The sequence below is a fragment of the Streptomyces sp. NPDC059443 genome, from assembly GCF_042750105.1.
Taxonomy (GTDB): Bacteria; Actinomycetota; Actinomycetes; order Streptomycetales; family Streptomycetaceae; genus Streptomyces.
The window spans coordinates 64,153-76,435 of the sequence record NZ_JBHYVM010000009.1 but is presented as its reverse complement, the minus strand read 5'-3'; the positions used below and the strand labels follow the sequence as shown (position 1 = coordinate 76,435).

11 protein-coding genes are annotated in these 12,283 nt (G+C 70.4%); 8 read left to right on the top strand and 3 right to left on the bottom strand.

Annotated features, from left to right (window positions below):
* Window positions 1–101 precede the first annotated feature (101 nt).
* Window positions 102–1,691 (bottom strand): TROVE domain-containing protein, encoded by a 1,590-nt coding sequence (locus ACFXDJ_RS11440; RefSeq protein WP_384654153.1) that lies wholly within the window; start codon window positions 1,689–1,691, stop codon window positions 102–104.
* Between the two features lie 494 nt (window positions 1,692–2,185).
* Here ACFXDJ_RS11440 and ACFXDJ_RS11435 point away from each other — a divergent pair, with 494 nt between their 5' ends.
* Entirely contained in the window at window positions 2,186–3,082 is an 897-nt protein-coding gene (locus ACFXDJ_RS11435; protein WP_384654155.1) for a helix-turn-helix transcriptional regulator, read from the top strand.
* A 15-nt stretch (window positions 3,083–3,097) separates the two neighbouring features.
* On the opposite strand, the gene ACFXDJ_RS11430 is transcribed toward ACFXDJ_RS11435, so the two are convergent.
* Entirely contained in the window at window positions 3,098–3,538 is a 441-nt protein-coding gene (locus ACFXDJ_RS11430) for an NUDIX domain-containing protein (RefSeq protein WP_384654157.1), read from the bottom strand.
* A complete protein-coding gene (locus ACFXDJ_RS11425; RefSeq protein WP_384654159.1) occupies window positions 3,535–4,119 on the bottom strand; it encodes an NADAR family protein in 585 nt (194 codons plus the stop codon). The genes ACFXDJ_RS11430 and ACFXDJ_RS11425 overlap by 4 nt, the downstream gene beginning before the upstream one ends.
* Window positions 4,120–4,313: 194 nt before the next feature.
* Here ACFXDJ_RS11425 and ACFXDJ_RS11420 point away from each other — a divergent pair, with 194 nt between their 5' ends.
* From ACFXDJ_RS11420 to ACFXDJ_RS11390, 7 genes are all read left to right on the top strand, one after another.
* The gene (locus tag ACFXDJ_RS11420) at window positions 4,314–5,840 is read left to right on the top strand and encodes a gamma-aminobutyraldehyde dehydrogenase (RefSeq protein ID WP_384654188.1); all 1,527 of its coding nucleotides are present in this window, start codon (window positions 4,314–4,316) and stop codon (window positions 5,838–5,840) included.
* A 52-nt stretch (window positions 5,841–5,892) separates the two neighbouring features.
* A complete protein-coding gene (locus tag ACFXDJ_RS11415) occupies window positions 5,893–7,143 on the top strand; it encodes a spermidine/putrescine ABC transporter substrate-binding protein (RefSeq protein ID WP_384654160.1) in 1,251 nt (416 codons plus the stop codon).
* 83 nt (window positions 7,144–7,226) lie between these two features.
* Complete coding sequence (locus ACFXDJ_RS11410; protein ID WP_384654162.1) at window positions 7,227–8,378, top strand: ABC transporter ATP-binding protein; 1,152 nt, start codon at window positions 7,227–7,229, stop codon at window positions 8,376–8,378.
* Entirely contained in the window at window positions 8,375–9,304 is a 930-nt protein-coding gene (locus ACFXDJ_RS11405) for an ABC transporter permease (protein WP_384654164.1), read from the top strand. Before ACFXDJ_RS11410 ends, ACFXDJ_RS11405 begins: the two co-directional genes overlap by 4 nt.
* Window positions 9,304–10,110 (top strand): ABC transporter permease, encoded by an 807-nt coding sequence (locus ACFXDJ_RS11400; RefSeq protein WP_384654166.1) that lies wholly within the window; start codon window positions 9,304–9,306, stop codon window positions 10,108–10,110. The genes ACFXDJ_RS11405 and ACFXDJ_RS11400 overlap by 1 nt, the downstream gene beginning before the upstream one ends.
* 62 nt (window positions 10,111–10,172) lie before the next feature.
* Window positions 10,173–11,591, top strand: a complete 1,419-nt coding sequence (locus tag ACFXDJ_RS11395) for an NAD(P)/FAD-dependent oxidoreductase (protein WP_384654168.1) — start codon at window positions 10,173–10,175, stop codon at window positions 11,589–11,591.
* A 149-nt stretch (window positions 11,592–11,740) separates the two neighbouring features.
* Entirely contained in the window at window positions 11,741–12,250 is a 510-nt protein-coding gene (locus tag ACFXDJ_RS11390) for a hypothetical protein (protein ID WP_384654170.1), read from the top strand.
* Window positions 12,251–12,283: the final 33 nt, after the last annotated feature.

Below are 12,283 nucleotides of genomic sequence, written 5' to 3'. Positions count from 1 at the left end.
TACGGGCACGACTGCAAGCACGGGCACGGCGACGGGGCCGGACCAAGGGCATCACCGCCCTGGTCCGGCCCCGCTGCGTTCGGTGCCCCGTCAGCGCCCCGTCAGGCGGTCTCCGCCCACGGCCACGCGGCGTCCCGGCCGTCCTCGATCAGGGACACCATGCGGAAGGCCGCGTCGGTGAGCCCGCCGAAGGTGTGCCGGTTCGCGGACCCGGAGGGCGCGTGGCCCACCCGGTATCCGGCGAGGTTCCACGTGTAGACGGGAACCGAGGCCGGCACCAGCGCGGTCGGGTCGCCTCCGTGGGCGTACGAGGCCTGCTCGTCGGTGACGATCAGCACCCGATCGTGCCCCTCGTAGTGCCGGCGCACCGCCTCCGCAGTGTTGGTGCCGCCGAGGTCCCCGAACCGCTCCAGCACCTTGAGCACCGATTCGCCCCGGCGGTACGCGACGGCCCTGCTGTCGGTGCCGAACTGCACGAGGCTCGCGTCCTCGGCACGCAGCGCGATCGCCGCGCCGAAGACGGCCGCCGCGTCCGCCCGGTTGAGCTGCGAGCGCTCCGACAGCGGAGACCACATCGACCCCGACCGGTCCACCAGGATCAGCGTCCGCCCCGGCAGCGCCGGTACGTTGGCCAGGGCGTGGCCGAGAGCCCGCTCCAGCGGGTAGGCCCAGCGCAGCGAGGGCGCGTGCTGGTAGGCGGCCAGGTAGCGGAAGGGGAACTGGCGCGAGCGGGCGACGTTCTCCGGGTCGGAGATCTTCGCCGCGACCTGCTCCGCGACCGCGTCCGACACCCCGGCCTGGTCGAAGTTGCGCAGGTTCCGCAGCAGAGCCATCGCACCCATGGACGGGATGACCGCCTCCCAGGCGGCCGCGTCCATCGGCCCCTGGAGCCAGCCGGCCAGCGCCTCCCAGGTCATGCCCGCCTCGGCGAGCCGCTCGGGGCCGTCCGCCGCGGTGATCACACCCCGGCGCTCCGCCACCGGCAGCTCCATCAGTGCCCGGTGCGCGACGAGGGTGCGGTTGCCCGCAGGGACCTCGGCGGTCTCCGGGTTGTGACGGCGGTCCAGGGCGTGGCGGAACAGCTCGCCCTGCCAGGCCTTGGCCGGGTCGGGGGAGGCGTGCACGAGGTTCAGGACGTCGCCGAAGCGGTAGTCCTTGGACGCGGTGTCGTACTTCAGCAGCGAGGAGGCGGAGTAGAGGCGGCGCACGGCGTCGGCGATGCCGCGCTTGACGGGCTTGGGCACGTTGCGCCCGTAGGCGGCCGTCCAGTAGGCGAGCAGTTCGCCGGGCTCGTCCGGGCGCTGCAGTACGGAGTCCACGACCTGCCGGTTCGAGGGCCCGCCGCAGGCTCCGGCGTCCAGCCGCGCCTTGACGTACTCGGCGGCGCCGACGAGCGAGGCGGTGCGCATGGAGCCGTCGCCGCGGAGCCAGCGGAGCAGGCCCGCCGTCCACTCGGGATCCTCGACGGCGAGGGTGCGCACGAGCGTGGCGAACCGGTCGTCCCGGGCCTCGCCGGTCTCGTAAGAGGTCTGCTGCGTGACGAAGTTGGACACGGCGAGCAGGAAGAGCTCGGAGCGGGGATCGCGGACGAAGCCGGGGCTGCCGTGGTGGTTGGCGGCCCGGACTCCGGTGGAGCGCACGGGCGAAACGGGCGCCGCGGCCCTGGACCTGCGCAGGTTGAAACGAGACATGAGAATTCCCCCGAATTCATTGGACATTGGGGGAAGGCGTGGCGTGGGGAACGTCCGAGATCGAGGTCGGCGACGGAAGAAGTCAGGTGCTCAATCCGCTGAGCTACCGGCCGTGGCCGGGCGGGATTCGAACCCACCGCCTCCTGATCCGAAGTATCCGCTGCCTGCGCACCGGACATCCCCCACGTGTGCCTCCCGAGAAAGAAGAGGCGGCGGCGTGATTTCTGCAAGAAGTAGCCGCTGCCGGGCGCACCGGGAGGTGCGTGACGCAGGTGTCCAGAGATCGAGTTCGGCGAAACCACGAAGGTGCTCTACCAACTGAGCTACACCGGCCCGAAGCCGATGACGGGACTCGAACCCGCGGCCGCCCCATTAACAGTGGAAGTAGGTCTCGCCTTCGCACCTGGACACTTCTGATCTTAGGAGGCGGTCTCCTGGGCCCGCCACGCATTTAGGGGCCGTTACCCAGGGGCTGCGCCGATAGGATGAAATCCATGACCGGGGACATCGGAGACTTCCTGCGTTCGCGCCGTGCCCGTATCCAACCCCACGAGGTGGGTCTGCCCGATCACGGCCGCCGCCGCGTGCCCGGACTGCGGCGGGAGGAGGTCGCGCAGCTCGCGGGGGTCAGCGTCGACTACTACATCCGCCTGGAGCAGGGCCGCGGCCCCAGCGTCTCGGACGCCGTGCTCGACGCGATCGCCCGCGCGCTCCGGCTGGACCCCACGGAGCGGGCGCATCTGCGTGCCGTGGCCCGCCCCGCGACCCCCGCCCCCGGAGCGCTGCCGGGCGCGGTCCAGGAGGTACGGGCCGGCGTGCGGCTGCTGCTGGAGGCGGTCGGCGGGGCCGCTCCGGCCTTCGTCCTGGGCCGCCGGATGGACGTCCTGGCCTGGAACGCTCTCGCTGACGCGCTCACGGGCTACTCCGCGATGCCCGAGGGCTCCCGCAACATCGCCCGCCAGGTCTTCCTGGACCCGGCCGTGCGCGCGCTGTACCCGCAGTGGCCGCAGATCGCCGAGGAGACGGTCGGTCATCTGCGCCTGGACGCGGGGCAGCACCCGGGCGACCCGGTGCTGGAGGAGCTGGTGGAGGAACTGTCCGCGCGGAGCGAGGAGTTCCGCCGTCTGTGGGCGGGCCACCCGGTCAGGCAGAAGTCGCACGGAGTCAAGATCATCGACCATCCGGTGGCGGGCCTCCTGGAGCTCCCCTTCGAAACCCTCGCGCTGCCCGGCGAACCCGACCAGCTGCTGGTCCTCTACACCCCCCGCCCCGGCTCCGAGACGGCCCGCCGCCTCGCCCTCCTGGCCGAAAACGCTCCCTCCGCAGCCGCCCGCATCGCCGCCCCGGTCCCCGCAGCCGCCCCCATCGCCGTGGCCGCCCCGGCGCGGTAGCCGCCTCAGCCCCCTTCAGACCGCCGCCGGCATCAGCAGCGTCGGCACCATGACGGTCTCGCCGCCGCCGGTGCCACGGGACAGCGGCACCCAGATCAGCCCCACCATCCGCGGGCAGTCGCAGGCCATGTCGGGGTCCACGCCCAGCTCCGGCTCCCCGTCCTCGACGTCCACGCGGTAGCAGGAGGTCCAGCCCGACGGGTACGGAGCCTCGTAGGCGAAGCGCACCTCCAGCGCGCGCAGTCCCGTCTCCTCGGCGACCTCGCGCCGGACCGCGTCCTCGGGGTGTTCCCCGTCCTCCAGGCCGCCGCCGGGCAGGGTCCAGTACTCCGGGCCGTCGTGCCGCCCCGTGGCCCCCCTGCCGCGCTCCCGGACCATGAGCACGCACCCGTCCCGGATGATCACCGCGGCGACCCGGCGCCGGTCCTCGGCCGGCACGCGGGCTCCACCCGTCACGGCCGCTCCGCCCCGACCCCGGCCTCCGCCCCGCCCGACGCCCGGAGCCGCTCACGCGCCTCCATCAGCGCGAAGCCCAGCAGGTTCAGCCCCCGCCACCGGGCCGGGTCCAGGGCGCGGTCGTCGTCGGCCGCCAGGCCGATGCCCCAGATCCGGTCCAGCGGGCTGGCCTCGACCAAGACCCGCTTCCCGGTGCCGAGCAGGTACGCCTTCAGCGCCGGGTCGGAGCCGAACTTGTGCACGCTGCCCTCCACCACCAGGGCGAACCGGTCCCGCTCCCATATCGCGTCGTCGAACCCGCGCACGAGCCGTCCGGCCTTCTTCGCGGCCGCCGGACTCCTCGCCTCCAGCGCGGCCCGCTCCGCCTCGGCGTCGCCGAAGAGCCGTGCCTTTCCGGCCATCATCCAGTGCTCGGCGGTGGCGTACCGGACGTCACCCACGGTGAACTCGGACGGCCACCACTGGCTCAGGCAGCTCTGGCCGAGTGTCCCGTCGGGTCGCGGACGGTGTCCCCAGAACGGCAGGAACTTCACCCGCTCACCCCGGCTGACCTGCCCGATCAGTTTCTCGATCGTCTCCATGCACGCGAGTCTTGCACCCGCCACTGACACTTCGTACGGGATTTCGGGCGCGCCTCGACACATGGTCGACCGATTCCGTCGCGTAATCAAAAGGCAACAACGGAATCACTTGGCCGAGGGGTACTCCTCTGCCAGGATCGGCACTCAATTCGAGCTGTAGCTCGAACTGTAGCTACGGAGAGCGTGAGAGCGTGATGGGCAACCGCTTCCAGGTCAAGGTCCAGGTCAAGGACCGCTTCGCAGAAGGCGCGCAGTACATCGACGGGCAGCTGCGGCCCGGTACCTCAGGACGGTCACACACGGTGGTCGACCCGGCGACGGGCGAGGAGGTGCTCACCTACGAGCTGGCCTCCACCGCGGACGTGGACGCGGCCGTCGCCGCGGCGAAGCGGGCCTTCCCCGGCTGGTCCGGGGCCACGCCCGGCGAGCGCTCGGACGCGCTGCACCGGCTGGCCGCCGTACTGGCCGAGCGGGCCGAGGACTTCGCGTACGCCGAGTCCCTGCAGTGCGGGAAGCCGGTCAAGCTGTCGACGGAGTTCGACGTGCCGGGGACCATCGACAACACCGCGTTCTTCGCGGGGGCCGCGCGCCACCTCCAGGGACAGGCCGCCGGAGAGTACTCCGGGGACCACACCTCGTACGTGCGCCGCGAGGCGATCGGGGTCGTGGGTTCCATCGCACCCTGGAACTACCCGCTCCAGATGGCCGCGTGGAAGATCCTTCCGGCGATCGCCGCGGGCAACACCATCGTGCTCAAGCCCGCCGAGCTCACCCCGCTGACCTCCTTGATGTTCGCCCAGGCGGCCAAGGATGCGGGCCTGCCCGACGGCGTGATCAACATCGTCACCGGCGCGGGCCGCGACGCGGGCGAGCACCTGGTCGGCCACCCGGACGTGGTCATGACCTCGTTCACCGGCTCCACCGCCATCGGCAAGCGGGTCGCCGAGATCGCCACCGCCACCGTCAAGCGGCTCCACCTGGAGCTCGGCGGCAAGGCCCCCTTCCTCGTCTTCGACGACGCCGACCTGGAGGCCGCCGCGCACGGCGCGGTGGCCGCCTCCCTCATCAACACCGGCCAGGACTGCACCGCCGCCACCCGCGCCTACGTGCAGCGCCCGCTCCACGACGCCTTCGTCGCCCGGGTCGCCGAGCTGATGGACACCGTCCGGGTCGGCGACCCCTTCGACCCGGCCACCGACCTCGGCCCGCTGGTCTCGCACGCCCAGCGCGACCGGGTCGCCGGTTTCGTCGAGCGCGCCCGCGGCTACGCCACGGTCGTCACCGGCGGTGAGATCCCCGGCGGGGACCTGGCCGACGGCGCGTACTACCGGCCCACCCTGATCTCCGGCGCCGCCCAGGACAGCGAGGTGGTCCAGTCCGAGATCTTCGGGCCGGTCCTGGTCGTGCTGCCCTTCGACACCGACGACGAGGGCATCGCGCTGGCCAACGACACCCCCTACGGTCTCGCCGCCTCCGCCTGGAGCCGCGACCTGTACCGGGCCAACCGCGCCACCCGCGAGCTCAAGGCGGGCTGCGTCTGGGTCAACGACCACATTCCGATCATCAGCGAGATGCCGCACGGGGGCTACAAGGCGAGCGGCTTCGGAAAGGACATGAGCACCTACTCCTTCGAGGAGTACACGCAGGTCAAGCATGTGATGTTCGATAACACCGCGGTGGCCGCGAAGGACTGGCACCGCACGATCTTCGGGGACCGATAGCCACGTAGCCGCCCGACCAGCGGCCCGCACCCATCCCGAAAGGGCACCTCCCATGGAGCAGTTCGAGCCCGACCGTCTCTCGGCGGCGCAACTCGCCGCGATGCGACGCAGCCTCACCAGCGGGCGCGGCGCCCTCACCCGCCGTTCGCTGCTGCGCGCCTCCGGAGTCGGAGCGCTCACCCTCGGCGGCCTCTCCACCCTCGCCGGCTGCGGCATCCCGCCCGCCAAACGCGAAGGCGGGGCCGCCGCGGCCTCCGACGACCACTCGGCCCAGGAGAAGGAGATCAACTTCTCCAACTGGACCGAGTACATGGACACCAGCGAGGACCAGAAGTCGCGTCCCACGCTGGAGGAGTTCACCAAGCGGACCGGGATCACGGTCAAGTACACCGAGGACATCAACGACAACGTCGAGTTCTTCGGCAAGATCAAGCCGCAGCTCGCCGCCGGCCAGGACACCGGCCGCGACCTGATCGTCGTCACCGACTGGCTGGCCTCGCGCATTATCCGCCTGGGCTGGGCGCAGAAGCTGGACCCGTCGAACCTGCCGCACGCCTACGCCAACCTGATCCCGCAGTTCCGCAACCCCGACTGGGACCCGGGCCGCGCGCACAGCTACCCCTGGACCGGCATCGACACCGTCATCGCCTACAACACCAAGGCCACCGGCGGGAAGAAGGTCGACTCGGTCACCCAGCTGCTCGACGACCCCTCCCTCAAGGGCCGCGTCGGCTTCCTCACCGAGATGCGCGACACCATCGGCATGACCCTGATCGACCAGGGCAAGGACCCGGCGACCTTCAAGGACGCCGACTTCGACGAGGCGATCGGCCGGCTCCAGAAGGGCGTGGACAAGAAGCAGATCCGCCGCTTCACCGGCAACGACTACACCGCGGACCTCGACAAGGGCGACCTCGCAGCCTGCCTGGCCTGGGCCGGCGACGTCATCCAGCTCCAGGCCGGCAACCCGGACATCCAGTACGCGATCCCGGCGCCCGGCTACCTCACCTCCAGCGACAACCTGCTGGTCCCCGCCAAGGCCCGGCACAAGGCCAACGCGGAGAAGCTCATCGACTACTACTACGAGCCCGCGGTGGCCGCCCAGCTGGCCGCGTTCATCAGCTACGTCTGCCCCGTCGAGGGCGTCAAGGACGAGCTGGCCAAGATCGATCCGAAGCTCGCGGACAACGTCCTGATCGTCCCCGACAAGGCGATGGCCGCCAAGTCGCACGCCTTCCGCTCGCTCACCAGCGAGGAAGAGACGGCGTACGAGGAGAAGTTCGCCAAGCTCATCGGAGCCTGACGGGTCCAGCCGCCCCCCACCGGCGCCGGCACCCGTACCGGCACCTGCCCCTTCCACGACACCACCACCGAAGGCCCAGGCCCATGACTGACAAGACCGCGGGCGGCGACGTCCGCCTCGCCGGGATCAGCAAGCACTACGGATCCTTCACCGCCGTGCATCCGCTCGATCTCACCATCCCCCAGGGCTCCTTCTTCGCCCTGCTCGGCGCCTCGGGCTGCGGGAAGACCACCACCCTGCGCATGATCGCCGGCCTGGAGGAGCCCTCCACCGGCACCGTCAGCCTCGGCGACCGCGAGGTCACGAACCTGCCGCCGTACAAGCGCCCGGTCAACACGGTCTTCCAGAGCTACGCGCTCTTCCCGCACCTGGACGTCTCCGAGAACATCGCCTTCGGGCTGCGCCGCCGCGGCATCAAGTCCGTCAAGAAGCAGGTCGACGACATGCTGGAGCTGGTCCAGCTCGGCCAGTTCGCCCAGCGCAAGCCGCACCAGCTCTCCGGTGGCCAGCAGCAGCGCGTCGCGGTCGCCCGCGCGCTCATCAACCACCCGCAGGTCCTCCTCCTCGACGAGCCGCTCGGCGCCCTCGACCTCAAGCTGCGCCGCCAGATGCAGTTGGAGCTGAAGAGGATCCAGACCGAGGTCGGCATCACCTTCGTGCACGTCACGCACGACCAGGAGGAGGCCATGACCATGGCCGACACCGTGGCCGTGATGAACGGCGGCCGAGTCGAGCAAATGGGCGCCCCCGCCGAGCTGTACGAGAACCCGAAGACCACCTTCGTGGCGAACTTCCTCGGCACTTCCAACCTCATCGAGGCCGAGGTCCTGGAAGCCGGCGGGGCCGACGTCATGGTGAGCTCGGCGGGTACGAAGCTGCGCGTACCGGCGGCGCGATGTTCGACCACACCCCGCGCCGGCGGCAAGCTGCTGGTCGGGGTGCGCCCGGAGAAGATCTCGCTGGTCCACGCGGACGAGGAGAACACCATCGCCGCCGGCCGCAACAAGGTCGCGGGCAAGATCGCCGACTCCTCCTTCATCGGCGTTTCCACCCAGTTCGTCATCGACAGCCAGGTCTGCCCCGAGCTGGAGGTGTACGTCCAGAACATCGAGCGCGACGCGCGCCTGGTCCCCGGCGCCGACGTGATCCTGCACTGGAACCCGGAGCACACCTTCGGCCTCGACGCGGACCAGGACATCGACGCGGGCATCGAGACGGTCGAGGAGTCCGCGTGAGTGCCACTGCCGCGCCGCCCCAGGCGCCCGCCGCGGCCGAACCCCCGGTCCACAAGCCGTCCCTGAAGAAGCGCCTGATCCCGTACTGGCTGCTGCTCCCCGGCATCCTGTGGCTGGTCGTCTTCTTCGTGCTGCCGATGGTCTACCAGGCCTCCACCTCGGTGCAGACCGGCTCCCTCGAAGAGGGGTTCAAGGTCACCTGGCACTTCCAGACCTACTGGGACGCCTTCACCGAGTACTACCCGCAGTTCCTGCGCTCGCTGCTCTACGCGGGCACCGCGACGGCCTTGTGCCTGCTGCTCGGGTACCCGCTGGCCTACCTGATTGCCTTCAAGGCGGGCCGCTGGCGAAACCTTTTGCTCGTGCTGGTCATCGCCCCGTTCTTCACCAGCTTCCTGATCCGCACCCTGGCCTGGAAGACGATCCTGGCCGACGGCGGCCCGGTGGTCGGCGTCCTGAACAAGCTCGGCGTCCTGGACGTCACCAGCTGGCTCGGCATGACCGAGGGCGACCGCGTCCTCGCCACGCCGATGGCGGTCGTCTGCGGTCTGACGTACAACTTCCTCCCCTTCATGATCCTGCCGCTCTACACCTCGCTGGAGCGCATCGACACCCGCCTCCACGAGGCGGCCGGGGACCTGTACGCCCGCCCCGCCACGGTCTTCCGCAAGGTGACCTTCCCGCTCTCCATGCCGGGCGTGGTGTCCGGAACCCTGCTCACCTTCATCCCGGCGAGCGGCGACTACGTCAACGCCGAACTGCTCGGCTCCACGGACACCCGGATGATCGGCAACGTCATCCAGTCGCAGTACCTGCGCATCCTGGACTACCCGACGGCGGCCGCGCTGTCCTTCATCCTCATGGCCATCGTGCTGATCATGGTCACCGTCTACATCCGCCGAGCGGGAACGGAGGACCTGGTCTGATGAAGAGCTCCACCACCTGGCTCCGCCGCAATCTCGTCGTGATCGCGGGACTCGGGACGCTCGCGTACATGATCCTGCCGAACGTCGTCGTCACGGTCTTCTCCTTCAACAACCCCACCGGGCGGTTCAACTACGCCTGGCAGGAGTTCTCGCTCGACGCCTGGAAGGACCCCTGCGGAGTCGCCGACATGTGCGCCTCCCTGTCCCTGTCCCTCCAGATCGCCGTGTGGGCCACCATCGGCGCGACCGTCCTGGGCACCGCCATCGCCTTCGCGATGGTCCGCTACCGCTTCCGGGCGCGCGGCGCGGTCAACTCGCTGATCTTCCTGCCGATGGCCATGCCCGAGATCGTGATGGCGGCGTCCCTGCTCGCCCTCTTCCTCAACATGGGCATCCAGCTGGGCTTCTGGACGATCCTGATCGCCCACATCATGTTCTGCCTCAGCTTCGTCGTCGCCGCGGTCAAGGCCCGTGTCCTGTCCATGGACCCCCGCCTGGAAGAGGCCGCCCGCGACCTCTACGCCGGCCCGGTGCAGACGTTCGTACGGGTCACCCTGCCGATCGCCGCCCCCGGTATCGCGGCGGGCGCGCTGCTCTCGTTCGCGCTCTCGTTCGACGACTTCATCATCACCAACTTCAACTCGGGCAACACCGTCACCTTCCCCATGTTCGTGTGGGGATCGGCCCAGCGCGGTACGCCTGTACAGATCAACGTCATCGGCACGGCGATGTTCGTCATCGCGGTGCTGGTGGTCCTCGCCGGCCAGATGATCGGCAACCGCCGCAAGAAGGCGCAGCCCAAGTAAGACCCAGTACCACCCAGTAACACCTGTACAGCACGAGCAACACCTGTAGGGAGTTGGAAGACATGGCCCCAGACGCCATGCGCACCGCTGCACGATCACTTTCCGAAGCGAAGCCGGTCTCGTACTGGTTGGACGACCCCGGCAAGCCCGCCGCACAGCCCGCCCTCACCGGGGACGAGCACTGCGACCTGCTCGTCATCGGCGGCGGATACAGCGGCCTGTGGACCGCGCTGCTCGCCAAGGAGCGCGACCCCGCACGGGACGTCGTACTCATCGAGGGCCACGAGGCGGGCTGGGCCGCCTCGGGCCGCAACGGCGGCTTCTGCGCCGCCTCCCTCACCCACGGCCTCGCCAACGGGATGGCCCGCTGGCCGGACGAGCTGGCGAAGCTGGAGGAGCTCGGCGCCCGCAACCTCGACGCCATCGAGGAGGCCGTCGCGCGCTACGGCATCGACTGCGACTTCGAGCGCAGCGGCGAGATCGACGTGGCCACCGAGCCGCACCAGGTCGAGGAACTGCGCGAGATGCACGAGGAGGCCGAGAAGCTGGGCCTCGCGGGCAGCTCGCAGTGGCTGGATCGCGACGCCCTGCGTGCCGAGGTCGACTCCCCGACCTTCCTCGGCGGGATCTGGGACCGCGACGGCGTCGCCATGCTCAACCCGGCGAAGCTCGCCTGGGGCCTCAAGGAGGCCTGCCTGGGCCTGGGCGTGCGGATCTACGAGAACACGCGCGGGCTGGACCTGGCCGGTTCGGGGGCCGGGATGGCCGTGCGCACCCCGTACGGGCGGATCTTCGCCCGCCGGGTGGCGCTGGGCACCAACATCTTCCCCTCGCTGGTCAAGCGGGTGCGCCCGCTGACGGTCCCGGTCTACGACTACGCCCTGATGACCGAGCAGCTCACCGAGGAGCAGCTGGCCTCGATCGGCTGGAAGAACCGTCAGGGGCTCGGCGACAGCGCCAACCAGTTCCACTACTTCCGGATCACCCCCGACCGGCGGATCCTGTGGGGCGGCTACGACGCGATCTACCCGTACGGCGGCAAGCTCGACGCCGCATACGACCACCGGCCCGAGACCTACCTCAAACTCGCCGAGCACTTCTTCACCTGTTTCCCGCAGCTGGAAGGGGTGAAATTCAGCCACGCCTGGGGCGGGGCGATCGACACCTGCTCCCGCTTCTCGGCCTTCTTCGGCACCGCGCACGCGGGCAAGGTGGCCTACGCGGCCGGCTTCACCGGGCTCGGCGTCGGTGCCACCCGCTTCGGCGCCGACGTGATGCTGGACCTCCTGGCGGGGGAGCGGACCGAGCGCACGGAGCTGGAGATGGTCCGCTCCAAGCCGATGCCGTTCCCGCCGGAGCCCTTCGCGTGGACCGGGATCACGCTGACCAAGTGGTCGCTCGCGCGGGCGGACCGGATGGGCGGCCACCGCAACCTGTGGTTGAAGACCCTGGACCGCTTCGGCCTCGGCTTCGACAGCTGAGACGGGTGCGCGCCCCGGCGTGCGCCTCCGGTCGTCCTGTGACCCGCTTCACCACCATGGCGTAACGGAACCCGCGTCATAGCCGGGCCCGGCCCCGCTCTCTCCTGTGAGAACACTTCACCTCACACGCAGAGAGCGGAGGCCGGGCGATGACGATCCCGGGGGACAAGACGGCAGTGGAATGGCTGGTCTCGGTGGCGCCCGATCCGGACGCCTGCCGCCGGGAGTGGGAGCACAACCCCCTCGGGGTCGCCCTGTTGCCCGCCGGCCGGCGCTGGGACGTGCTGATCCTGCCGGGGGAGCTGGGACACACGACCCTCGAAGTGCTGCACGCGTTGCTGGAGCGGCCCGGCCCGGTGCTCGCCGATTTCGGCGACACCCGGCTGGGCTTCTTCGTGCCCGCGGGCACGGCGTCCCGCTGGATCGGGACGGGCGTACGGGGAGCCGGGCGCGGGAGCTGGATCGTGGTCCCGTATCCCGGCCGGGCCACGGGCGGGGTCCGCTGGATGGTGGTCCCGGACGGGCGGGGCACGCTCACCGATCCGGTGGTGCTGGAGCTCGCGATGCACGAGGCGGCGGCGCGCGTCGTGGGGCAGGGGGGCGTGGGCCAGGGGGGCATGGGCCCGGGGAACGCGGGGCAGGGGGACCGGAAGTCTTGACAAGAACATTGGTCTGGACCATCTTGGGCGCGC